The organism is Cohnella ginsengisoli (assembly GCF_029525555.1).
In the GTDB taxonomy this organism is placed as follows: Bacteria; Bacillota; Bacilli; order Paenibacillales; family Paenibacillaceae; genus Cohnella; species Cohnella ginsengisoli.
The window spans coordinates 732,756-756,192 of sequence record NZ_JAPDHZ010000002.1 but is presented as its reverse complement, the minus strand read 5'-3'; the positions used below and the strand labels follow the sequence as shown (position 1 = coordinate 756,192).

Annotated in this window: 20 protein-coding genes, 3 tRNA genes and 6 pseudogenes; 25 read left to right on the top strand and 4 right to left on the bottom strand. The window is 53.9% G+C overall.

Annotated features, from left to right (window positions below; genetic code table 11):
• The first annotated feature begins 23 nt into the window (after positions 1-23).
• The 11 genes and pseudogenes from OMP38_RS03785 to OMP38_RS34405 all read left to right on the top strand — a co-directional run bounded on the left by OMP38_RS03785 (position 24) and on the right by OMP38_RS34405 (position 10,048).
• The gene (locus OMP38_RS03785) at positions 24-932 is read left to right on the top strand and encodes a carbohydrate ABC transporter permease (protein ID WP_277563946.1); all 909 of its coding nucleotides are present in this window, start codon (positions 24-26) and stop codon (positions 930-932) included.
• Positions 933-948: 16 nt separating this feature from the next.
• Positions 949-1,791 carry a carbohydrate ABC transporter permease gene (locus tag OMP38_RS03780; protein WP_277563945.1) on the top strand — a complete coding sequence of 281 codons (843 nt, stop codon included), beginning with the start codon at positions 949-951 and terminating at the stop codon, positions 1,789-1,791.
• A 25-nt stretch (positions 1,792-1,816) separates the two neighbouring features.
• Positions 1,817-2,449: pseudogene (locus OMP38_RS35550) on the top strand (DUF5107 domain-containing protein); the annotation flags it as partial.
• A 340-nt stretch (positions 2,450-2,789) separates the two neighbouring features.
• A complete protein-coding gene (locus OMP38_RS03775; RefSeq protein WP_277563944.1) occupies positions 2,790-3,857 on the top strand; it encodes a tetratricopeptide repeat protein in 1,068 nt (355 codons plus the stop codon).
• A 27-nt stretch (positions 3,858-3,884) separates the two neighbouring features.
• Positions 3,885-5,159 (top strand): LamG domain-containing protein, encoded by a 1,275-nt coding sequence (locus OMP38_RS03770; protein WP_277563943.1) that lies wholly within the window; start codon positions 3,885-3,887, stop codon positions 5,157-5,159.
• Entirely contained in the window at positions 5,083-5,913 is an 831-nt protein-coding gene (locus OMP38_RS03765; protein WP_277565159.1) for a hypothetical protein, read from the top strand. The genes OMP38_RS03770 and OMP38_RS03765 overlap by 77 nt, the downstream gene beginning before the upstream one ends.
• Positions 5,828-6,346 (top strand): annotated as a pseudogene (locus tag OMP38_RS35545) (endo-alpha-N-acetylgalactosaminidase family protein); the annotation flags it as partial. The gene OMP38_RS03765 and the pseudogene OMP38_RS35545, both read left to right, overlap by 86 nt.
• A gap of 358 nt (positions 6,347-6,704) precedes the next feature.
• Positions 6,705-6,896: pseudogene (locus OMP38_RS35540) on the top strand (hypothetical protein); the annotation flags it as partial.
• A gap of 84 nt (positions 6,897-6,980) precedes the next feature.
• The gene (locus tag OMP38_RS03755) at positions 6,981-8,003 is read left to right on the top strand and encodes a discoidin domain-containing protein (RefSeq protein WP_277563941.1); all 1,023 of its coding nucleotides are present in this window, start codon (positions 6,981-6,983) and stop codon (positions 8,001-8,003) included.
• Complete coding sequence (locus tag OMP38_RS03750; protein WP_277563940.1) at positions 7,927-9,333, top strand: S-layer homology domain-containing protein; 1,407 nt, start codon at positions 7,927-7,929, stop codon at positions 9,331-9,333. The genes OMP38_RS03755 and OMP38_RS03750 overlap by 77 nt, the downstream gene beginning before the upstream one ends.
• 292 nt (positions 9,334-9,625) lie before the next feature.
• Positions 9,626-10,048: an IS3 family transposase gene (locus tag OMP38_RS34405; protein ID WP_338130395.1), complete on the top strand. Its 423-nt coding sequence runs from the start codon at positions 9,626-9,628 to the stop codon at positions 10,046-10,048.
• Positions 10,049-10,143: 95 nt separating this feature from the next.
• Here OMP38_RS34405 and OMP38_RS03740 read toward each other — a convergent pair whose 3' ends face one another.
• Positions 10,144-10,503: a discoidin domain-containing protein gene (locus OMP38_RS03740; protein WP_277563939.1), complete on the bottom strand. Its 360-nt coding sequence runs from the start codon at positions 10,501-10,503 to the stop codon at positions 10,144-10,146.
• Entirely contained in the window at positions 10,392-10,910 is a 519-nt protein-coding gene (locus OMP38_RS35535; RefSeq protein ID WP_420869620.1) for a glycoside hydrolase family 101 beta sandwich domain-containing protein, read from the bottom strand. Before OMP38_RS35535 ends, OMP38_RS03740 begins: the two co-directional genes overlap by 112 nt.
• Before the next feature lie 94 nt (positions 10,911-11,004).
• On the opposite strand from OMP38_RS35535, the gene OMP38_RS03735 reads away from it, so the two are divergent.
• From OMP38_RS03735 to OMP38_RS03690, 8 genes and pseudogenes are all read left to right on the top strand, one after another.
• Positions 11,005-11,094 (top strand) — tRNA-Leu (locus tag OMP38_RS03735).
• Positions 11,095-11,371: 277 nt separating this feature from the next.
• Positions 11,372-11,794: a spore germination protein gene (locus tag OMP38_RS03730; RefSeq protein ID WP_277563938.1), complete on the top strand. Its 423-nt coding sequence runs from the start codon at positions 11,372-11,374 to the stop codon at positions 11,792-11,794.
• Positions 11,715-12,901, top strand: a pseudogene (locus tag OMP38_RS35530) (spore germination protein). The gene OMP38_RS03730 and the pseudogene OMP38_RS35530 overlap by 80 nt, the downstream one beginning before the upstream one ends.
• A gap of 4 nt (positions 12,902-12,905) precedes the next feature.
• Positions 12,906-13,229 carry a Ger(x)C family spore germination protein gene (locus tag OMP38_RS03715; RefSeq protein WP_277563935.1) on the top strand — a complete coding sequence of 108 codons (324 nt, stop codon included), beginning with the start codon at positions 12,906-12,908 and terminating at the stop codon, positions 13,227-13,229.
• Complete coding sequence (locus tag OMP38_RS03710; protein ID WP_277563934.1) at positions 13,144-14,082, top strand: Ger(x)C family spore germination protein; 939 nt, start codon at positions 13,144-13,146, stop codon at positions 14,080-14,082. Before OMP38_RS03715 ends, OMP38_RS03710 begins: the two co-directional genes overlap by 86 nt.
• A gap of 511 nt (positions 14,083-14,593) precedes the next feature.
• A pseudogene (locus OMP38_RS03700) lies at positions 14,594-15,536 on the top strand (GerAB/ArcD/ProY family transporter).
• A 56-nt stretch (positions 15,537-15,592) separates the two neighbouring features.
• Positions 15,593-15,681 (top strand) — tRNA-Leu (locus OMP38_RS03695).
• Between the two features lie 181 nt (positions 15,682-15,862).
• The gene (locus OMP38_RS03690; protein ID WP_277563932.1) at positions 15,863-16,138 is read left to right on the top strand and encodes a DUF6171 family protein; all 276 of its coding nucleotides are present in this window, start codon (positions 15,863-15,865) and stop codon (positions 16,136-16,138) included.
• A gap of 78 nt (positions 16,139-16,216) precedes the next feature.
• Here the strand turns inward: OMP38_RS03690 and OMP38_RS03685 are convergent.
• Positions 16,217-17,706 (bottom strand): annotated as a pseudogene (locus OMP38_RS03685) (alpha-N-arabinofuranosidase).
• Positions 17,707-17,979: 273 nt separating this feature from the next.
• Here OMP38_RS03685 and OMP38_RS03680 point away from each other — a divergent pair.
• The 3 genes from OMP38_RS03680 (at position 17,980) to OMP38_RS03670 (ending at position 20,753) form a co-directional block, all read left to right on the top strand.
• The gene (locus OMP38_RS03680) at positions 17,980-18,636 is read left to right on the top strand and encodes a helix-turn-helix transcriptional regulator (RefSeq protein WP_277563931.1); all 657 of its coding nucleotides are present in this window, start codon (positions 17,980-17,982) and stop codon (positions 18,634-18,636) included.
• Positions 18,637-18,791: 155 nt separating this feature from the next.
• Positions 18,792-19,412, top strand: a complete 621-nt coding sequence (locus OMP38_RS03675) for a YkoP family protein (protein ID WP_277563930.1) — start codon at positions 18,792-18,794, stop codon at positions 19,410-19,412.
• A gap of 210 nt (positions 19,413-19,622) precedes the next feature.
• Positions 19,623-20,753, top strand: coding sequence for a GGDEF domain-containing protein (locus tag OMP38_RS03670; RefSeq protein ID WP_277563929.1), 1,131 nt, complete (start codon positions 19,623-19,625; stop codon positions 20,751-20,753).
• Between the two features lie 33 nt (positions 20,754-20,786).
• On the opposite strand, the gene OMP38_RS03665 is transcribed toward OMP38_RS03670, so the two are convergent.
• Positions 20,787-21,917, bottom strand: a complete 1,131-nt coding sequence (locus tag OMP38_RS03665) for a polysaccharide deacetylase family protein (RefSeq protein ID WP_277563928.1) — start codon at positions 21,915-21,917, stop codon at positions 20,787-20,789.
• Between the two features lie 172 nt (positions 21,918-22,089).
• On the opposite strand from OMP38_RS03665, the gene OMP38_RS03660 reads away from it, so the two are divergent.
• The 3 genes from OMP38_RS03660 to OMP38_RS03650 all read left to right on the top strand — a co-directional run bounded on the left by OMP38_RS03660 (position 22,090) and on the right by OMP38_RS03650 (position 23,406).
• Positions 22,090-22,178 (top strand) — tRNA-Leu (locus OMP38_RS03660).
• Between the two features lie 264 nt (positions 22,179-22,442).
• Positions 22,443-23,273 carry an AraC family transcriptional regulator gene (locus tag OMP38_RS03655; RefSeq protein WP_277565156.1) on the top strand — a complete coding sequence of 277 codons (831 nt, stop codon included), beginning with the start codon at positions 22,443-22,445 and terminating at the stop codon, positions 23,271-23,273.
• A complete protein-coding gene (locus OMP38_RS03650; protein ID WP_277563927.1) occupies positions 23,254-23,406 on the top strand; it encodes a hypothetical protein in 153 nt (50 codons plus the stop codon). Before OMP38_RS03655 ends, OMP38_RS03650 begins: the two co-directional genes overlap by 20 nt.
• The last annotated feature ends 31 nt before the right edge of the window (positions 23,407-23,437 follow it).

Below are 23,437 nucleotides of genomic sequence, written 5' to 3'. Positions count from 1 at the left end.
AGGGGGATATTCTGGAGGTTTTCATGAAAATTCAAAAAAGGGTTATCGCGCTTTTTCTGCTGCCTGCCGTTATCATCTATCTGGGTATCTTTCTTTATCCGACCTTGCGGACTATACTGATGAGCTTCTATACGATACCGGCGCTATCGAGTCGGATCACGGAATGGAAGTTTGCCGGATTGGCCAATTATGCCGATCTTGTCCGAAGCCCCTACTTCCTGTCGTCGGTGCGGAATGTGCTTGGGATTTGGCTCATCGGCGGAGCTTTGATTTTCGGATTTGCTTTTCTGTACGCCGTCATTCTCCAATCGGGCGTTCGTTGGAAGAGCTTCTGGAGGTCGCTGATTTTTTTGCCCAATACGATTTCGGTCGTCGTGCTTTCTGTCGTTTGGCTGCACTATATTTACAACCCGAGTTACGGCCTGCTCACCACTCTATTTCATCGTCTCGGCATGACGACGCTGGCCGACATACAGTGGACGGACAACGAGCATTTATTCTACTCGATGATCGTCGCTTACTGCTTCGGATCCATCGGCTATTTTATGCTCATTCTCAGCGCGGGAATGGACCGAATACCGGTCGATTATTACGAGGCGGCTTTGCTGGAAGGAGCGAACGGCTTTCAGCGATTCTATAAAATCACTTTGCCGTTGATTCGCGAGGTTTTCCGAACCACAGTCGTTTTGTGGACGATTACGGCCAGCAATTTCTTCGCCTGGTCTGCCACTTTCGGCCAAGATGATCCGCACACTGTAACGCCGGCTTATTATATGTATCAAAAAGTATTCGGCGTCGGAAACAACGTTTATGCGCAAGACGAGTTTAATGTCGGGTCCGGTGCCAGCGTAGGCATTATGATCACATTAACCATTCTGATCGTTTCGGCTCTCCTGAATCGGATGTTCAAAGGCGAGCGGCTGGAATATTAAAGAGGTGATCCGCGAAGTGGGAATCAACAATTGGAAGAAGGAACGGCGGCTGCTGCCGGGTTATCTGATGCTTTTTGCCTGGCTGCTCTTTACCGTTGTCCTGTTTGGGTGGGCGGTCCTGGCCTCTCTAAGCACAACGAGGGAAATTTTCACGAATTCGTTGCTTCGGAGCGGCTTTCATTTCTCTAATTATATTCATTTGTTTAAAGACCAGGGGATAGGACGTTATTTTCTCAACAGCGCCATCTACACCGTTGCGGCTTGTATCGGGATTATCGTGGTTGCGGCTCCCGCCGCTTATATCATGGGAAGAGTGAGGTTTCGGGGGCGCAAGCTTGTTCAGGCGATGTTTTTATCGGCGCTGGCCATACCCGGCATCCTGATTGCCATTCCTTTGTTTTCGCTGTTCGTTGAGCTGAAGCTAACGGGGTCTCTATTCACTTTGCTTTTAATTTATATTTTCACAAGCGCACCATTCGGCGTGTTTTTGCTGTCCGGCTTTTTCTCCTCGATTCCGAAGGAATTCGAGGAATCCGCCGCGATAGACGGCTGCGGTCCGATCAAAGCGTTCATCCGGATTGTTCTGCCTGTGGCGAAGCCGGGTCTCCTTACCATGTCCATTTTCAATTTTCTCGGAGTATGGAACGAATACTTCTATGCTTTGATTTTCGCGAACAATCCAAGCACCCGCACCGTCGCCCTTGCCCTGCAATCCATCGTTTACGGTCTTGCGAATACGGGCGACTACGCAGGTATTTTTGCGGCATGCATGGTTGTCTTTTTTCCTACTTTTCTGCTGTTCCTGTTCTTATCCAACAAAATGGTTGCGGGCATCACGGTGGGATCGGTGAAAGGATAAACTATTTTAGATTGGTGTGATTGTAATGAAGGTGTACAGTTCAACGTTAACATTGGAGGGCGCTCTAATCGAGGGGGAAAATCCGCTTCCCCATTTTCGGAACAGGGAACATCATCGGATTGTCCGGGAAAACGGCAGCTTCTCGCAGGAGCAGAAGAATAAGCTCGGTTACGAGACGGGAGAGCGGTATTTGCCGTACCGAATTCAGGATAGATATCGCAGAGAGCGAAGGACAATTACCGTAAAAACGGCCGTGTTGGAAAACGACCGGTTGAAGGCGGTTTTTCTGCCGGATTACGGAGGCAGGCTATATTCGCTTCTGGACAAACAAACGGGCAGCGAGATGTTGTATCGAAATCCGGTGCTGCAGCCCGCCAATCTGGGTATTCTGAATGCTTGGTTTTCCGGAGGGATCGAATGGAATGTCGGGCAAATCGGACATGCATTCTCGACCTGCTCTCCGGTTCATACCGCTAGGCTGGTTGACGATGAGGGACATGCGTTTCTGAGAATCTATGAGTATGAACGGTGCAAAAACATTTTCTGGCACCTTGATTTTCACTTGCCGGAAGGCTCGGACAAGCTGCTTGTTTATGTGCGGATGGTAAATGACAGTTCGGCTCCCGTTCCGATGTATTACTGGAGCAATATCGCCGTGAAGGAAACGCCGCGATGCAGAGTGTTTTCCTCCACTTCGGAAGTGATTTTTTTCGATCACGGGTATAAAGGATTCGGAGCGGGCCGCTTGCCCCGTCTGCCTTCCGTTCCGAATGCCGATGCCTCGTATCCGATGAACTTCCCCTTTTCGAACGAATATTTCTTCCAAACGCCCGAATCCTGCCAGTCGCCGTGGGAAGCGGTTCTCTATGAGGACGGCACCTTGTTCTACGAACGTTCCAGCTTTCTGTTGAGGTATCGGAAAATGTTCTGCTGGGGCAGTCATTCCGGAGGCAGACGCTGGTGCGATTTCCTGGCCAGGCCGGGAGAGGGCCGGTATCTTGAGATACAAGGGGGGGCTTGCGCCGACGCAGGTCCATGGTTTGGATATGCCTCCCCATACGGAATGGGACTTCGTTCAGATTCTGGGGGTAACCGATGCCGATCCCGAACGGGCCTATGCGGAAAGCTGGGACAATGCCAGGGACTATGTGCAGGAACGCTTGGACACCAACTTGAGAGAGGAAGAAGTCGATCGGGTCTACCGCAAGCTGCAAACGCATGCTTCCAAGGATCCTGAGGTCTCGCTGCACGACGGTTCGGGTTGGGGAGCATTGGAACGATTGCGCAGAGAACAAGAAAAGGACCGACCGGTTCCCGCGGGATTTGCCTTTGCCGATCGGACCCTTGGAGTTCCGCAATATCCATGGCTCGCGCTTCTGCAGCAAGGGGCCCTTCCGGACGGTGACGTCCGCGATATTCCGGCCTCATGGATGGTTCAAGACGAATGGCTGGACAAGGTACGGGAAAGTTTGAAGCAAGAGGAAAATCAGACTTGGACCGTCTGGATGCATTACGGCGTGATGTTATATGAGAGAGGGTTGGAAGCGGAGGCTATGGAAGCGTGGGAAAGCTCGTTACAAGCGAAGCCGTCCGCTTGGGTTTACCGAAATTTGGCCCAGCTCATGATACAAAGGGACCAACCGGAGAGGGCGATGTCCTATTATGAAAGCGCTTATTCGATTGATAACGGGTTTCCGGACAAAGCGTTCGCCGAAGAATACCTTCAATTGTTAACTCAATGCAAGAAATACGAGAAAGCTTGGGTCGTCTATGAGGCCTTGCCTGCAGACTTTGCCGCTAGCGATAGAATCCGAATTATCGTTGGAGCCGCAGCTCTGGCCTTGGACAAGGAAGCGTTCCTGGATCACCTGTTTGCCGCGGAATTTGCCGTCATCCGCGAAGGGGAGACGCTCATCGTAGATCTCTGGTACCAGTACAACGCCCGAAAAATGGCTCAGGCAAGGAACATCGAGTTGACGCCAGAACTCATGGAAGAAGTCACCCGGAATTGCCCTCCGCCGAGAAATATTGATTTTCGGCTGATAGAGGCTATAACGCATTCTTGATATGATCCATAAGGAGGTTGATGGTTCATGAATCGCTTATTCCACAAACGGTTTTCCTTATTTATTGTGCAATTCCTAGTTATGGCCCTGTTCATCGGGGCTGCCGCTCCGCCTGCGTCGGCGCAATCTTACAGTCCCGTGCTCGTCGATAACGACATGGGAGGCTGGATCAATGGGTCAAACAGCGGGACCGTGACGGTTTCCGGCGGGAATTTGAATGTTACTGCGGCGAATCAAGACTTGCACGTCTATGATAATAATTCGTTAAACTTAGCCGATGGCATCTTTTCCTTCCGAATGAAGCCGGGAGAAGGCAGGGCCGGCGCCATGTTCAGATACACTTCTGAAAACAACTTCATTTGGGTCGGGTATGAATACTCCCTTGCCGGCGTCGGACATTGGAGAATTCGCGAGGCCTCCTATACCCAACCGGATGTGTTCTTTACGACAAGCGCATTGGATGCCAATACGACCTACCAAGTCAAAGTGCAGTATATCGGCAAGGAGCTTACAGTATGGCTGGACGGCAAAGAAGTGTATTCCGATACGTTGCAAGGCTTGACTACACTGGGTGCCGGAAAAATCGGATTTGTCGTCTGGGGAAGCGGAAGCGCCGCCTTCAGTCAAATGGTTCAGGAAGATATTCCTCCCCCGGCAGATCGATGGGTGAGCGCATCGGGTACCGGCACCTTGACGGAAAAGAACGGCCGGTTGAATGTAAAGGCGAACGATCAGGAGGTACACGTTACCGATAATCAACTGCCAAGCGGCAAAGACGGCGTTTACTCGTTCCGCATGCAGCCCGGAACCGGGACGGCTGGCGGGTTGATCCGATATACTTCGGAGAGCAGCTACATTTGGATCGGGTATGAATATTCCCTTAACGGGATCGGACATTGGAGAATCAGGGAGGCGGCATACGCACAACCGGACGTGTTTTTTACAACGCTCGCGCTCGATCCGGATACGTGGTATAACGTGAAAATCCGATATACAGGCAATAGAATCACGGTATGGATAAATGATAGTCAAGTCTATTCGGGAACGTTGGAAAGCTTGATCACGACGGGGCCCGGCAAAGAGGGGGTTGTCGTCTGGTCTGATGGCAATGCCAACTTCGAGCAAGCCACATTCGAGGAAATTCTGGGGTCGGATCCTTCTAGTTCCTATGAAATCAGCAACGGGTCCCTGTCGGTCCTCCTGGACAAAAAAGTTTCCGCAACCGCTGCAGTACAAGCTGAACGAATCCGACGCCGTTCTGTATGGTGCGGGTATGGAAGACAGTCCTGCCATCAACATTAACGGCATGGACTACATGGCTAGCGTTACGGACGTGACCTATGGCAGCGATTTTATGAATTATACCGTCAGTGTTCCCGACTTCAACGTGCAGATCGGCTATCGCTTTGCGTTGGAGGGTCAAGCACTCGTTCGAACGATAACGGACATTTCAGGCCCGGGAGAACCGAATGTGCAGACTGTTAGAATTACGTCTCCGATTTTGAAGGTAAAAGAGAGGCAGGCCGGAAACGGCGCCGCATGGTATGCCGATGCGCTTACGGACAGAATTGGCGGGTTGTCCACGCTGGGAACAAGCAATCAACTGACACCGTGGGCTTTCGTATATACGTCTGGGGCCGTGGGAGCCGTGTATAACAATTTGCCGGTTACTCCTTTCAAAATGGTCGTGGCCAAGGAAGCGGGACAAAAGTACGCGGCGATTTATGACAATGCCTATCCTTACCGGTTCAAGACGTTAAAGCCGGGCGTTTGGTTCGAGAGCAAAACCTACATTGGCGGAGACACGAATGCGAACGGTACCATCGATTGGCAGGATGGCGCGATTTGGGTTAGAGACCAGCTGCCGCCCATGCCAGCCGAATTGAAGGATTTTTTCCGCAATGGCGGGAACTGGAGCCAGACGCATATGGCTTTCCCCCCAATCGAACACCCCGATTCCCGAATCGACGATGCTGATGACGCAGTATTCCGTTCTTGCCGCGCAACAGAGGAAATTGTTTTATCAAACGGATGGATTGTCGCGGCAGAGCTATGAAGCGGTTGGCTGGCAATACAGGGGGCACGACTGGAATTATCCGGATTGGGCGGATCAGCAATTGAATCCCGGGCTGGGAGAACGTTCGGATTTGGACTTGGCACGCAACGAAATCATGAAATATAACGGTGACCTCTCCTTCCATGTTAATGCTGACGATATGTCGGAGCTAAGCAAATCTTATGGGACCATTCCCGATATTTTGGCCAAGGATGTCGCCGGAACACCCAAAGTGTCGCACAATGCTTTCGGATATAACGTGTGGTACATCAGTCATTTCAAAGATTTGCTGAAGGGGACGGCATTGCCCCGGATCGACGATTTTGTGGAAAAATACTGGGCCCCTCGAATTGTGTACCAGGACGTTATGCTTCCGCATACAAGCGAGGATGTCGGTTACGGAATCGACGAAGAGTGGTATGCCATGAAGCAGGAGGTGGACCAATGGCGCTCTCACGGCACTTTTACGGCAACCGAGTTTTACTCGCCGGAGAAACGGCGGAATGGCGGATTTCTGTTTAAAAGGTACGCGACATCCAGCGTGATCGATCGTTTTATTAACGCCGGCGCCACCTTCATGCAATATAACTATTTCCCTTGGGAAAGTCCTGCGGGCTATGCAGGGGAAGAATATGACAAGCTGTTCGGGAATGTCATTTCTGGTCGGGACCGCATGGGGAATTTGAACGGCGTGGACAATATGCTGGCGGATGCGCTGGTCAAGGATCATTATTTGATCAATCTTGTGAACGCTACTATGGGTAAATATACCGTTCAGGAGTACGTGAACGATGCCGACAAGTATCAGGTTCGTTGGGGGGAACGACCTGATCGCCCGTTTCGACAAGACGACCAGACAGTTTACGTTGACGCAAGGCAACGTGGTTATGGCCAAAGGCTACGACCGATTTCTCCCTTCGCCGGATGGGGACAAGAAAATCTATGCGTACAGCAGGGACGGCCGTGCAGCCACTTGGACGCTGCCCGTCAATTGGAGCGATGTTGCCGATGTCGATCTGTACGAGTTGACGGACTCCGGGAGAGCCTTCGTCGATCGGATTGCCGTCGTGAACGGGACGGTGACGTATACGTTCGGCAAAGCGACACCATACGTCATGTTGCCGGGTGGCAGCAGTGATTACATGGCGGGGGCTGTCAATCGAGCGTTGGGTCAAGTCGTGAGCGCATCCTCATCCTCCGGTACGGACATCGCCGCGAATGCCGTGGACGGCAACTTAAATACGAAATGGACGCCGACAGGGCAGGAGTCTTGGTTCGAAATCGATTTTGGAAGAGAAACAACCGCGAATCGGGCCGTTCTTTCCGAAGTTGGCAACCATATCGGATCGTACGCTATCGAATACTGGAACGGAACTGAATGGCAGGCGGCATACTCCGGGTCGGCCGTCGGGAATCAAGCGACCAACGCGTTTCCCGAATTTCGGAGCAGTAAGGTGAGGCTTCATATTCTGTCGTCTTCACAGGCGCCTTCGATTGCGGAATTCCAGCTGTATGCGGACCGCAACCTGGCGCTGGCCGCGAAGGCCTCGGCCTCTTCCAACGATAACAACGATTTCAGTTATTCCTCTTATTTGGTCGGAGAAGCCGCCGGCAACTTTACTTATCGGTACGACGTACAGGCATCGCGGGCCATGGATGGAGCGATGGGGTCCTACTGGTCGGCAAGCCGCGAATCGAACGGCGCCTGGCTTCAAGCGGAATTCAAAGACATCGTCAAGATCGACCGGGTGGTGCTGTCCGAGGAAGGGAACAACGTCTCAAGCTTCCAGCTTCAAAAATGGGACGGCAAAAGCTGGAGCACCGTTCATGAAGGGACAACGATCGGAAGCCTCCGCGAAATCGATATGAAGAAGTTTTCGGCGACCAAAATCAGGCTGTTGATCGCGGCTTCCGATGCGGATCCGAAGATCCGGGAATTCAAAATCTACGAAAAGGGAAATGCGCTCGCGGGATCTCTGATGTGGTCTCCGGATAGCCGGATATCGGCCACGAATGTGGGGGGAGACGAGCCTTCGCTTGGATTGGACCCCTGCGAACCAAGAATACACGACCGGTTATCGGGTTTATAAAGGGAACGAGCTGCTGGCCAGCTTAAGCGGGGACTTGACGACTTACGCGGTGAGCGGCCTGAATCCCGGAACCGGCTATGCCTTTAAAGTGGAGGCACTGGATAGGGCCGGTCAGTGGAGCCAGGACGGTCCGGGCATTACGGTAACCACGAAATCGGCTGTATTCCCGTCGTCACCTGGTGGGAACGTTCCTGTTCAATCAGATTCCGGCGATCTGTATCCGGTATCGGAAAGTGAATTGTCGAATGCGGCAGACGGGAAAGTTTCGCTCCCATTGCCGAAAGGGAAAAGAGGCCTTCTGCTTCCGATCCGTACCGCGGCGCTTTTGGGCGGCAGCGAGCTGATCGTTCGCGCGGAAGGAGTAACGGTCGCCATTCATCCGGATACGCTGTCTGCCCTTGCAGATCTTGCAGGAAACGGTGCGACGCCAAACGGCCATCTCGCGTTCTCCATCGAGAAGGAGACGGATCCGTTATCGGAGAGCACGGGGCAGCTTGTAACGGGGCCGAACGCCGTACTGAATGCCGGAGGCGGCATCTATCGTCTGAAGCTTGCTGTTGTGGAAGGGAGTGGAAAAGAACGGGAATTATCAAGTTTCCCGCAGCCGGTTGAGGTGGAATTCCCGTTCGATGGTTCGGCAGTAGACAAGGAGCTGGCAGGCGTCTATCGATTCGACGAAATAAACAAGCGATGGGAGTACGTCGGCGGCCGACTCCTTTCTAATCGAGATGCGATAACGGTGCAACTGAATCATTTCAGCGCGTATGCGGTTCTGGAGTACAAGAAAGCGTTTGACGATGTACCTTCCGGGCATTGGGCGCATCGTGCGCTTGCAGTTCTGGCTGCCCGGCAGATCGTCAAGGGTGTAACGGATCAGGCCTTCCAACCGCAAGGCAAAACGACTCGTGCGGAAGCCGCGGCTTTGCTCGCCAGGTTGCTCGGCTTAAAGGCAAGTCAAAAGCCGGCTTTCCGGGATATTGACGCATCCGCCTGGTACGCCGATGCGGTGGCGGCGGCCTTCGAGGCTCATCTGGTGAAGGGAGTGACGGAGACCGACTTTCAACCGGATGCCTATGTGACGCGGGAGCAATTGGCGTCCATGCTCGTCCATGCGTATCAGTATAAGAAAGGCAGCACGGAAGGGGTGGAGACGGCGGATATTTCTTTTGCGGATGAAGAGAAAATAGCGAGCTGGGCGGTCGAAGACGTTCGTTCCGCTGCCCAACTCGGGCTCATGATCGGGACCGGCGGCAACCGGTTTAACGCGGCATCGACCGCTACTCGGGCGGAAGTCGCTCAAGCCGTCTATCAGCTTTTACAGAAGCTTTAACATGACCGCAAAACGGAGAGGAGCGATTCTCTCCGTTTCGTGCGCATGCCGGCCCGAATTTATCAGCCTTGCTCCAAGTACTACCTCCGCCAGGATCGATCGAATTCCGGGATGATCGGCGACTGAGCGGAGGCGTACTTTATATTGTTCGCGATTTCGGTTATATTGGTCGATGAACTGTGACCCGTAAGAAGGACACTTTGAAAAATGTGACCCTCTTACGGGTCATTTATGTTTTAATCAAGTCAAAGACGGCCAACCGGCGCGCTTTCGGCAGCACAGTCTTAAACGGATGACTTGCTACTTGTGCCAACAAGCGGCGGTCAGTACCAGCGGCTATTACAGATGGCTGAAAGCGGAGGAGCATACGCCAAGCCAATCTGTCCTGTGTGAAGGATGGTGCAACCCGTCAGATCTTAGCAGCGTAAGTGAGCACGACGCTCGAGCTCTCCCTCGTGGAACGAACGTTAGATCGCTTCAAAAAGCCGGGTTTAAACAGTCGATATCGAGAAAAGGGAACTGTTGGGACAATGCTTCTATGGAATCGTTCTTCGGCCACCTTAAAGACGACGTTTATTTTCTGGACTGCCAAACCAATGATGAGGTGAGGGCTCGGGTTGCCGACTACATGGCTTACTACAATTCAGAACGTTATCAATGGACATTAAAGCAAATGACCCCTGACGAATACAGGAGTCATTTGCTTACAGCTTAGCCAGGCTGCTTTTTAATATCTGTCCACAAACTGGGTCACAGTTCAGAGAAATGGCCCAGCAGCTTTTTGTGCGATCGAAAACATTTGTATTTCATCTATCGAATTACTACTTCCGCAATTTGAGGGTTGTTCGTTTGTGCACCTGTGATAAAGAATCTTACTTTCTGAGTCTGAATTGGAGTGACATTGATTGCGGTGCCTGGAATGGATGTTCCCGTGAACATATCCGTCCAAGTCCCATTATTGTCGTACTGTAATTTGAATGACGTAACTTTATTGCCTACCGCTCCCACTTCATTAATCGTTATATTGCTTACCGTCTTCACTTTTCCAAAATCGTAAGCTATCCATGCTTGAGAATCTGCCATGTCAATAGAGCCTCTTGCACTATCATAATTAGGTGACCAGAACGTGTTTGCCACGCCATCGGCAGTATAGCCTGCGGTAATTGGCATCTCATACCTGATTGTGCCTGACTGTCAATCATAACACCGGAAGTCAGATTCTTAAGCACGGTAGTCCAATCGTTATTCGGAGCCGAAACATTTGTAATATATCTGTACTCCATTCCGTTAAACATGTGTGTAGTCGAGTTATAATTTGCATCCGAATTGGAGGAAGCCGTAATCGTTGCAGTCAAAGCCATATTGTTATTGCTTACGGTGGTCAATGTATCCGTAGTTATAACATAGGCACGTAAAGCATCGGTAGTAAGAGTCACGTTTCCGTTAGAAACGTTTACTGTATTCACGAATTTTCTTCCATCCGCAGTCAGTTCATAAAGATTTAACGTACTTTGATTTCTCCAACTCAAAGGAAGCCGCCATGTGTTGGTCGTTCCATTCACACTGTAAACGAATATTCTGTTCGGAACTAAAGCTTTACATTCGTTCGGAAATCCTATACAATCTATTTTATCGTCTTAAGAAAGAAATCTTGATTGAGACGCTTCATATGCGGTCGTGGCGGAATTGGCAGACGCGCTGGATTCAGGTTCCAGTGGGCTAACCCCCCCCGTGGAGGTTCGAGTCCTCTCGACCGCACCATACCTTCAATCAAACTCTTCTTCGGAGGGGTTTTTATTTTTGTTTACTTCAACGTGAAGGGGTATGGAGGGTTACCGTTTTGCCCGCCTCATTTGAATAACTGCTATCCCATCATGGAATAATTGGAGTCCTATTAGGAAGACGACAAGCTCCTGAACCGTTCATGTGACGATTCGGGAGCATTTTTGCATATCCAATCGTTGCACTCCGAAGCGCTCGGTATTAATTGGCAGCCGATGGGGAAACGCTATATCGAAGAAAGACGGGAGGCGCGCCAATGGCCGATTATTCTTCCTCGTCGATTCCCGCCCCATTCGAGATGGATCGCCCGATCTTGTCCAATCTGGAAGCGAACAGAGCGGCGCTCGGCGAAGTGCTGCACGATTGCGCCGATGCCGTCTTTCATCCTTTTAAGATGGGCGACGGCAGAGCGGCGCTCCTGATTTATCTATGCGGGCTGAGCGACAAGGCGCAGTTGGAAAAGATGGCGATGGAGCCGCTCATTCGCATGTCTTCCAATGCCGACGGCAGCCTGTCCGCTATGGCCCGCACGCTGCCGATCGCGGACCTGCATGAGGCGGCGACGATACGAGAGCTGATCGAAGGGCTTTTTTGTCGGCATGCCTTGTCTGCTGTTGGACGGACAGCCGGGCGGACTTATCCTGAACATGGCCGATTGGGAGAAACGCGGCATCGATGAACCGATGGCCGAGTCGGTCGTAAGGGGGCCGAGAGAGGGCTTCGGAGAGTCGCTCGACGTCAACATGTCGCTTATGCGAAGAAGGCTGAGGACGCCCAGCTTCAAGATGAAGACGATGACGATAGGCACGTTGACCCGTACGCGAGTCGTCGTCTGCTATATCGAATTGGTGGCCAAGGATTCGCTCGTCCAAGAGGTGCTAAGCAGGCTGTCCCGCGTCGATACCGACGGCGTCCTCGAGAGCGCGAATATCGAGGAGATGATTCAGGACTCGACGTTTTCCCCTTTCCCCAGTTGCTCTCGACCGAGCGTCCGGACGTTTGCGCAGCCTCTCTGATGGAGGGCAAAGTGATGCTGATGACGGAGGGCACGCCGTTCGCGCTGATCGCGCCGACGTCGCTGTTCGCGCTGCTGCAATCGCCGGAGGACTATTACCAGCGCTTCATGATGGGAACGGTGATCCGATGGCTGCGTTACTCGTTTTTTTTGCTGGCGCTGCTGTTTCCTTCGCTGTATGTCGCGATTCTGACGTACCACCAGGAGATGGTACCGACGACGCTGCTGCTCAGCATCGCGAAATCGCGCGAAGACATTCCTTTTCCCGCCTTGGTCGAAGCGCTGCTCATGGAGATCTCCTTCGAAGCGCTGCGCGAGGCGGGCGTACGACTGCCCAAGCAGGTCGGCTCGGCCGTCAGCATCGTCGGCGCGCTGGTCATCGGCCAAGCCGCGACGGCCGCCGGACTCGTGTCGCCGCCTATGGTCATGGTGGTGGCGCTGACCGGGATCGCTTCATTCATGATTCCGCATTATTCGGTCGGCATCTCGGTTCGGCTCCTCCGCTTTCCCGTGATGCTGCTTGCCGGATTTCTGGGACTGCTCGGCCTGATGCTGGGCGTCATTGCGCTCGTCATTCATTTAGCGTCGCTGCGTTCGTTCGGAGAGCCGTATCTCGTCTTTTTCCGAAGAGGGGCCAGGCATTCCTGGAAAGATACGCTCATTCGCGCGCCTGCATGGGCGCTAGGCGAACGGCCGGCAAGCGCGCAAAAGGCGAATGCCGACCGACAAGCCAAGCGCAACAGGCCGGCGCCTCAAAGAGAAGGCGGTTGAGTCCATGAAGTGGGCCAAGGCGTGCCGCATAATCGCGGCGAGCATGCTCCTGCCGCTGAGCGCGGGCTGTTGGGATCGGCTGGAGATCAACGATCTGGCGCTTGTCATGGCGACAGGGATCGACGAGGTCGAGGAGGGGCAAGTCAAACTGTCCGTGCAGATTTTCGTGCCGAAAAAAAGCAGGCGGCACCCCGAGCGTCGGTGGCGATCAAGCCGCCGGCGGCGGCGGCTCGCAAACGATCGTGAAGGAAGCGATGGGCATCTCGGTCGCGGACGCGGTATCGCGCTTGCAGACGACGATGTCGAGAAGGCTCACTTGGGAGCATGATGAAGTGTTCATCTTCGGGGAAAAACGGGCGGCGCACGGCATCGAGGAGGATATGGATTATTTGCTTCGATCCAGGCAGACTCGGGAGCGCGCCAATCTGTTCGTGAGCGAAGGTATGGCGATCGACGCCTTGCGGCTGAATCCGCGTCTTGAGAGAGACGTGGCGGAGACGCTGCGGGAGATGACGATCTTGCAGATCGGACCGGACGTCTCTATGTTCGAACTGCTGCGGATGATGCGAAGCGCGGGCAAATCGGCGGTATTGCCCTATATTCAAAAGCTCCCGAGTCAGCCGGGCGAGAATCCGGACAACACCGTCTCGTACATTACCGGCAGTACCGTTCTTAAAAACGGCAAAGCCGTCGGACGTCTGAATATGCGGCTCACGCGTGGGCTGCTCTGGCTGCACAATGAAACGAAGGAGGCTACGCTCACCTTCAAGCCCGAAGGGATGCCGGGCAGCGTCGCTTTGCGTATGCTCCGATCAAGAGCCGTGCTTGTCCCGTCCATTAAAGGGGATCGGTGGAGCGTGCGCGTAAAGGTCGACAACGAGGCCGTGCTGCTGCAAAATACGACCGGAGGCATCGTCACCGACGAAGCCTGGGTGCAAAAAATCGAACGGGCCGCTTCGCAAAGCATAAGGTCTCGCATCGAAGAAACGGTGGAGGCCGGCCAACGGCAGTTCAATGCGGACATCTTCGGTCTCGCCGACCTTTTCCGCAAGCATTATCCGAAGCACTGGAAAGCGGCGCGGACAAACTGGGACAGCGTCTTCAAGGAGATCCGGATCGAGATAAACGTTCATATGCACGTCAAACGTCCGGGCATGTCGAACGCGTCTGTGCCCTATTGAAAGAAGGGGGGGGGGGCATACCATGCCGATGAAGCTGGTTTATGTCGCGGGTGTTCTGCTGTTGGCCGCAGCGATGACCTGGGCGGATCGAACGCATCTAAAAAGGAAGTAAGCATCGCCGTTGGGCATACGGCGGCGTGATGGCCGCAGGGGTGATCTTGTGCGGCCTCCATCTGCTCGCGCCGCGCGTGCCCGGACCTACCGACTGGGTTCGTCCTTTGTTCGAGCCGCTGGGGAAGTGGCTGTCCCCTTAAGATCGGTTGCATATATCGCAGTAGAAGGAGTCGACGACGTATGGCGGGGAAAGTCCAAATATCCGCCGCGCAAATGGGCGCTCTGCTTTACTTGTCCACGATAGGCACCGCGTTTCTTGTCATGCCTTCGGCCGCTACGCTGATGGCCGGCAGCGATATGTGGCTGACGCCGATATTCGCCTCGCTCGGCGGGTTCATCCCGGTTTGGGCGGCGGGGCGGTTCCATCGACTATATCCGGGCAAGCATTTTTTTTGCCGTGATCGAGGCCGTTCTAGGCCGCGTTGCGGGCAGAGCGGTCGGCATTTTATTTTTGCTGTTCCATCTGCACATCGGCGGCGCCACCATACGCGATTATTCCGAGTTTATCTCGGGCAATTTTTTTCAGCGGACGCCGATTGTCGTCATTACCGCTTCCATGCTGCTGGTTTGCGCCATGGTCGTTAAGGCAGGTGCGGAGACGATCGCCCGCTGCGCGCAAATTTTTTTTGCCGGCCGTGCTGGCGCTGCTGCTGATCAATGTCGTTTTGTTAATTCCTGAAATGGATATGACGGAAATGCTGCCCATCCTCGGGAACGGTCCGTTGCCCGTCGTGAAGGGGGTTTTTGTCGTTCAAGGCTGGTTCTGCCAGTTTGTCTTGATCGCCTTTCTGCTGCCCTTTGTAGACAGTGTCAAGGGTAACCGAGCCGGTTATTGGAGCGTGGCAGCGGCGGCGGCGACGATGGTGCTGATCAACCTGACCGTGCTTTTTCTCTTCGGCATCGATGCTTCGCAGTTTTATTACCCTTTCCTGATGGCGTCCCGCTACATTCGCGTAGCGGATTTTATCGAACACGTCGAAGCGATGGTCATGGCGAGCTGGGTGCTGGGCACGTTCGTGCGAATTTCTCTTTTTTTATTATACGGCGACCGTGGGGGTGGCATATTGCACCGGGGTCAAAGCAGAAAAGCTGTTCGTTTTTCCTGTCGGTTTGCTGCTGATCGTGTCGGCATTTTGGGTCGCCCCCAGCATGCAGGCGCTGCTGACCTTTATCTCGACCTGGGGCAATATGTATATCATGACGGGATATATTGCGTTTCCTGCGTGTCTCGCCTTAATCGGGATCGTTCGAAGCGCGACGTCAAAGGGAAAGTCGAGCGCCTGACCGCAAAGGAACGAGAAAGACACGAAAAAAATAATAGCTTTACATTTTGCGCATAACCTATATAATAAAATTTTCGTCTTGAGAAGCATAGCATGATTGGGACGCTTCATATGCGGTCGTGGCGGAATTGGCAGACGCGCTGGATTCAGGTTCCAGTGGGCTAACCCCCCCGTGGAGGTTCGAGTCCTCTCGACCGCACCACTTCGATTTGAATAGCTCGTATGTCGCCCTTCGGCGCATGCGAGCTTTTTGCATTTTCACATACAAAGCGGTTTCGGTCAGTTTTTTTGAGCAGGATGTTGGATGGCATGCATTCGCCCAATGGACTACCATGAAGAGGCGGAAGTATGCGCACTGTTTGGGGAAGGGGCGTTGGGCCGGCATGAGCGTTAAGGCGACGGAAGCCTGCAAAGGCTGCACTTCAAGCGTAAAGGTCACGGAGGCGCAAATCGAGCGGCTGCTGTCCAAAATCAAATCGGGCGACCGGATCGACGACGATCGCTATAAAGCCAGGCTGGAAGCGTGCGAGAGCTGCGACGGTCTGGCTTACGGTACGACGTGCATGCACTGCGGTTGTCTCGTACGGCTGCGGGCGAGCCTGAAGGAGGGACGCTGTCCGCACCCGGAATCCCAAGTCAATCCGAAATGGCCGGCGTAGGGCGCGTATCCGGACTGAACGACGCAAGGAAAAATGAAAAGCTCCATGCGCTTTGATGCGCATGGAGCTTATTTGCCGTTAGTCACGCGGCTTGAAGCTGATCGTAGCGACCGAAGCGGCCGCCATAGGGATTACATAAGCTTGACCGTCGCGCTTGATTCCTTCCAACGGCTTCGCTTCGACCCGGTCGGGCGCCTCGAATGTATTATGCGCGCTCATGCCGTCGCCGCTTAAGACGAGACCTTCCATTTCGTATTCGCCTTCGGTTCCGCGCAGCTCGAGCCGGAGCTCGGCAGCGTCGGCGGGATGCATGTTGAAGAGGCTGACATGAACGACGCCGTCCTTCTTGGAAGCCGTCGCGCCGATATGGGGCAGCGGCTGTCCGTCCCCCCGAGCCGAAGCTGCCGAATTCCCCATGCAAGGCGAGCGCCTCGGCATCCTGATGAACGGCATACATTTTCAGCACGTGGTAGGTAGGCGTACGCAGCATACGGTCGCCTTCGGTCAGCACGACGGCCTGAAGGACGTTGACCAGCTGCGCGATGTTCGCCATCTGGACGCGATGCGCGTGCTTGTGGAAAATATGCAAATGCGCGGCGGCGACGAGCGCGTCCCGCATCGTGTTTTGCTGGTACAAAAATCCCGGATTCGTCCCCGGTTCGACATCGAACCAGGTGCCCCATTCGTCGACGATCAGGCCGACGCGCCGTTCGGGATCGTATTTATCCATGACCGTGCCGTGTCTCGTGAGCAGCTCGTCCATATGAAGCGCCTTGCGCATCGTGAGTTCCCAGTCGGACGCTTCGAATTCCGTTGCCGAGCCTTTTTCCTGCCATGTACCAGGAACCGTATAGTAGTGCAAGCTTCAGTCCGTCCATTTGCCCGGCGGCCTTCTGCATCAGCACTTCGGTCCAGCGGTAATCGTCCGAATTGGCGCCGCCGGCGATCTTATAGAGCTTATTGTCGCCGTACTGCCTGCAGTACGTTTGATACTGCCGGTACAGGTCGGCGTAGTATTCGGGCAGCATATGCCCCCCGCAGCCCCAGTTCTCGTTGCCCACGCCGAAGTACTTGAGCTTCCAAGGCTTGTCGCGTCCGTTCTGTCTGCGAAGATTGGCCAGCGGCGACTCGCCGTCGAAAGTCATGTATTCGAGCCATTCGGACATTTCTTGGACGGCGCCGCTGCCTACGTTGCCGCAAATATAAGGCTCCGCGCCGATCAGCTCGCACAGCCGGAAAAATTCGTGCGTGCCGAAATGGTTGTTTTCAACGACGCCGCCCCAATGGGTATTGATCATGCGTTTACGGGTCTCGCGCGGACCGATGCCGTCTCTCCAGTGATATTCGTCGGCGAAGCAGCCGCCCGGCCAGCGCAGTACCGGAACCTTGAGTTCGCGAAGCGCTTCGAGTACGTCGTTGCGGATGCCGTCCGTATTCGGGATCGGCGAATCCTCTCCGACCCATAATCCTTCGTAGATGCATCGTCCGAGGTGCTCGGAAAAGTGACCGTAAATATTTTTGTTGATCGTTCCTGTCGTCCAGTCCGTATGCACGATAGCTTTAAGCATGCGAATACTCCCTCCAAAGTTGCATCGATCTATACTTTGAACGCGTTTTCAGCCTTATTATAGAGGGTTGAGAAGGAGCGAACCATCCATTATAATATCCAAAAAAACTAACCGATCGTGCTATGAGGGAGGAAACGCCTTGCTGGATTTGCTGAGTTGCGGCTATCATCATGTTCATCCGGACGGGATCACGATCGATAGGCCGAGGGGCGCGGGCAATTATGCCTTCGTTTTTTTAAAAGCCGCGCCGAGGTCATCGTCCGCGGCAGATCGATGAGCGTCGAACCGGGCACCCACATCGTGTTCGGACCGGACACGCCTCATTTGTACCGGGAGCTGGAGCGTCCGTTCGCGAACGACTGGTTCCACTGCGTCGGCGACGAGATGGGAGCGCTGATGGCCGAGCTCGGTTATCCGTTGGACGAGCCGGTCAAGGCCATAGATGCCCTGCAGATCTCTAGGGGCGTCATCGAGCTGCGGCGCATTCAGAGCAACGGAGGCCGCCTGGCGGGCAGGATCCTGGACCTGGAGCTTCGCGGCTTCATGATGAAGCTGGCCAACGCGACGCAGGCGGCGCCGCTTCCGGACAAGGTCAGCGGCTATTACGGCGCCTTCGTCGACCTCAGGAGCGCGTTCTACAATGCGCCGCACGAGCGGACGTCCGTCGAAGAGCTGGCCGCGCGGGTCAACTTGAGCAAATCTTACTTTCAGCATTCGTACAAGCAGTTTTTCGGCGTGCCGGTCATGACGGACATGATCGCGGCCCGGCTTGAATACGCCAAGTATTTATTGAAAAACAGCAGGCTGTCCGTCGCCGAAATTTCCGTCTTATGCGGCTACGACAACGACACGCACTTTATGCGCCAGTTTAAAAAATACGTCCGCGTCACGCCAAAGCGATATCACGATGCTGGCGCCACGGCCGAGTAGCGGTCGTTGGGGGTAGCCCATACGCGATCCCGACCGCGGTCCAGTGCAGATCACGACTTCAGCAGGGCAGCCGTTCACGACGCAAGACGATGGGAGGCGCTCCTTGCCGCGGATACAATGAAAGAGACAGAGCCAAGGTAAAGGGAGGAATCGGGATGAACGGCAGTACGCAAGCTGAAGCGACAGCGCCAGTTCGAGGGGCTGAAGCGGGCGCGCGTTTTACGGTTCGGCAAAAGGCATGGCTTCTCTGGGAGAAAGTCGTCTGGCTCGGGATGGAATGGCGCAGCGAAGGCAAGCTCGATTACGGCATATGCAAATTGCTCATTAAACGGCATTCCGGGGAACCGATCGTTTGCGCGGACGGCACGCGGATCGAATCCGGCGACCGGATCGGCGAGCTGCATCTGGACAACCGCCTGATGCTGGAGCTGTCCGGCACGGTCGGCTCCGACCGGGCCGCGCTGAAGACCGCCCGGCTGGCTCGCGCATCGCTGAGACGAATCGCCGAGGCGATGGAGGGCGATCCGAGGCTGTCCAAGGTGAAGGGGCTGCTCGGTACGACGCTGCTTCACCGCGGTCTCGTGCACGGACTGGGCTTCGAGTGCCGGCCGATGCCTTCTCGGACGATGGAAAGATGGACGGCCGCCTATTTGCAGACGCTGCTCAGGTTCCTTCATCCCGCTGGCAGTCACCGGACGCGAGGGAGCAAAGACAAACTCGTGCCGATGCAGCTCATTCACTCGCGCCAATCGCTCAAGCTTTCGATGGGGGCTTAAAGTCCGCGGCCTCGTGAAAAGCGCGGTGAACCAAGGTCAAATTCAGCATAAACCGTAGCTTTCGGCAGCCTGACGGCGCGTACAAGCGCCGTCAGGTTTTTTGACATAAATTATTTAAATTCGACGGAAGGGAGCGCAGGAATAGTGTCGAATGTGTCGAATTATGTAGTGTTCATCTTCAGCAACTAGACCCGGTAAGCGTGGTGTAAAATGACAATAAAGAATAACCGTTTTTTCTCCAGTGCTTCCTTCGCGGCCATCGAAAAGCGGCGCCAGTTCCGGTACGCGCGCGGGTTCGTCTGGACTTACTGGTCGGTCATCGGCGCGCATTTCCTGGCCCAGCTTTTCGCGTTCCGTTTCCTCCCTTACGAGGCCGCCGCGCATGATTTTTATTTGCGCATCTTGCTCTATCCCACTTTGCTCATGTGCGGCATCACCGCCGCTGCCCATGCGATACTCGTCAAAGCCGAACGCTTCTCGTTTTTTTCCATTTTCTCGGCCGGCACGATGATCTCGATGATCATCGTTCATTTAAACATGGACGTCCGGATTATCGCGGCGGTCATGCTGCTGCCGATTTTTGCCTCAACGCTCTTCTTTCGGCTAAGCTTGACATGGATTACCACGGCGCTGCAAATCGTCGGCTTTTGCGTTCTGTATCGTTGGGATTTCTGGTTTCGCTCGTACATGAGCGATTTCGATCTGCTTGCGATCGTGCTGTTTTTCGCGCTCAGCACCGTCGCCGCAAGTTTTATCATCGTCAGCGGGCGCGACCTCGCGTTCGATCTTGAAGCGGCGATGTTCGCCCAGCAGCAGCTGCTGGTCGAAAATACGGTCATGTCTCAGCGATCCAAAACGGACGCGTTGACGAACCTGTACAATCATATGTCTTTCCACGAATTTTACGACAAGGCGATGGAATTCGCGGACAGAGGCGCGCCTTTTCACCTCGCCTTGATCGATATCGACAACTTCAAATCGATCAACGATACGTTCGGCCACCGCATGGGGGACACGATTCTGGCGACCGTCGCGCGGGTCATCAAGGATCGGATATCCCCGGCGGACATCGCGTCCCGCTACGGCGGAGAGGAGTTCGCCTTGCTGCTGTTCGAGCAGTCGTTCGAAGAGGCTTACGCGCTGGTCGACGGAATCCGGGCGGAGCTGGCCAAGTCGTACCATCCCGAATTGGACGGCAGAGCCGTGACCGTGAGCGTCGGTTTAAAGAGCTATTCGAACACGTTGACCAAGGAAAACCTGTTCGAGAAAGTGGATGCGCTGCTGTACGAAGCGAAGCGGACAGGAAAAAACAAGGTCGCGTCAGGGGCGTTGACCGTCTGATGGGGGACGGTTCAACGCCTTGGCTTTTTATTTTCAACCGTTTTTCGTTCCTCTCTGCCTGAACAGTGCGCTGCCAACGTATATCCACACAGCGAAAGTGGCTGCCGCTACGACCAAGAATGCAATGGCGAATCTCTTATAGGCAGGCGAACGATCGAAATGCGCATGCCCAAGGCGCTGCTCCGCCTGTTTCATCAGCGCGAGCTGAAGCTCGGGGTCGTTGCTCATGCCGCCCGCATTCAAGCGGAAGCCGTTCGTCTGTCCCGGCTTGTTCAGGCCGCTCTTGACGGTCAGCGTCACGTCGATGCCGCGCTTGCGGCAGATCTGCAGGAGCGGCTCGGAGAAAGCGCCGTAAGGAAAGGCGAGCACATGATTGTCTTCGCCCAGCTCTTGCTTAAGCACCGCGTTAGCCTGCTGTAAATCCGCGTCCACCCGCGCTTCATACTCGTTCTCCGTTTCTCTTCGACCTTTGTCCTTCAAATAAAGCCGGCTCGAGAGGGCCGGTTCCGGGTGCTTGCCTCGCGCGTCCGTCGGCGCGTAGTAATGAAGATTGAACGTATGGCTGAAAAAGTCGATGCCGCCGCGGTGCATTTCTTTGACCTGATCCCAATTGAGCTTCTCTACGCCATGCATTTTCGGATTGCCGACCGTATCTACGATGAGGAAGCTTGTAGCCGGCGCCCGATATTTTTCAAGCAGCGGATAAGCATATTTATAGAAAGACTCGTAGCCGTCGTCGAACGTCAACAGGACCGCATTTTCGGGCACGGGCCGGTCGTGAAGGATAAATTCACGGTATTGGCTCATCGTGATCCAATGAAAATTGTTGTCTTTCATCAGTTGAAGCTGACGCTCGAAGTTGCGAACGGACAGCGAGTGCACGTCCGTCGGGGAAGGCGAGACGTCATGATACATGAGCACGAGCACGCGGTTGCGATAATAATGCCCGTCGGGTTGCGTATCGCTTGCCTTCAAGCCGGGGTAGGGCGAGTAATCGGCATTCGCGTGTTCTCCCGAGACCGCTGCAGTGCCTGCATGGCCGTAAAATATGCGTTGAAGAAACGGAAATCGGCTGTGGTAGGCTTGAACGAAGAACAGACTAAACATTGCGACCGACAAAACCAAGACGACCGACAATGCGATAAACCGCGCTTTTAGACTCATCGTGCATCTCCTCGCGTAACCGGCAGCCTGCAATTGACTTCGGTTGATGGGTACCCGTATAAGACGATAAACCCCGCCGATAAGTTACCGGAAAAAAAGACTTTACATTTTGCTGATCGGCCTATATAATATGACTTATCGTCTTGCGAAAGAAATTGAACAAGATAGATACGCGGTCGTGGCGGAATTGGCAGACGCGCTGGATTCAGGTTCCAGTGGGCTAACCCCCCCGTGGAGGTTCGAGTCCTCTCGACCGCACCACCTTAAATTTCTAAGATCTTGAATTCGTCTCTTTAGACGGTGTTCAGGGTCTTTTTTTGCTGTTTTTTCCTCAATGACCGTAGCTTCCTTACCAGCGGATTCTGAAGGAGTTTCAAAACTCTTCAGTGCGTCCTGCAGCATTGCTCCTTCTTTTCACATTTAGATTGATACGCTGAACCGTATCATAAGCTTTTTTGGATGCCCCTGTGGTATCATGAACATGTCTATCATCCCGTTGCATCTGAGGGGAATATGCTTGTGAACATGGCCAATGACCATAAATATGAGGATGTATCTGTATTAGATGAGGCCAAGTCAGCGCTAGATGGTGAAGCAGACCGGTTGGCAAGTTTGATTTACACGCATACTTCGCGGGATGGGACCTATGCTTCACCGATCCATGGCCTGTATGTGAACCGATATTCGCAAGTAGAAGCGGCGGATGATGTTCACACCATGCTCTCGCCGGTAATCTGCATTGCAGCACAAGGGAAAAAGCGAATTACCGTAGGCAAGGATGCTTATGAGTATAGTGCTTCGCGAATGTATATTGCCCCCGTTGCCTTGCCTGTTGTGATGAAAATCATGCAGGCCAGCCCCCATGTACCGTTCTTGGGGATAGGTTTATACCTTGATCCGCAAAGGATTGCTGCGTTGCTGCCGATGGTATTTCCTAATGGTTTGCCGGAGGTTCGCAATCGCAGTGCGTGCTACGTCATCGAAGCTGATTTGGCCATGATGAACGCCGCTGCAAGATTGATGGCTTGTCTGTCTTCTCCCGATGATGCTCAAATGCTGGCTCCGTTGGTGAAAGACGAGATTTATATCCGCCTCCTCCGTAGCCCAATCGGTGTTTATGTTGCCGAGACCGTTCTGGCGGAATCGGGTATGCAGCAGGTTGCAAAAGCGATTGATTGGCTCCAGAATAACTTTTCCCAGCCGTGGAAAGTAGCGGATTTGGCGGAGTTGGTCCATATGAGCGAATCGTCGTTTCGCGAGTATTTCAGATCGGTTACTGCGATGAGCCCTCTGCAATATCAAAAAGGTGCTGCGCCTGCAAGAGGCGAGGCGTCGAATGTTATCCAGCTCCATTGACGCAACTACGGCGAGCCGGCTTGTGGGCTATTTAAGCGTTTCCCAATTTAATCGCGATTACAGCCGATTTTTTGGGTGCCCTCCAACTAGAGATATCACAAGGTGGCGTCAGGACCAGCAACAGTTGAAGTGAAACGCACACGTAAACGGCTTTTCAAATTTCC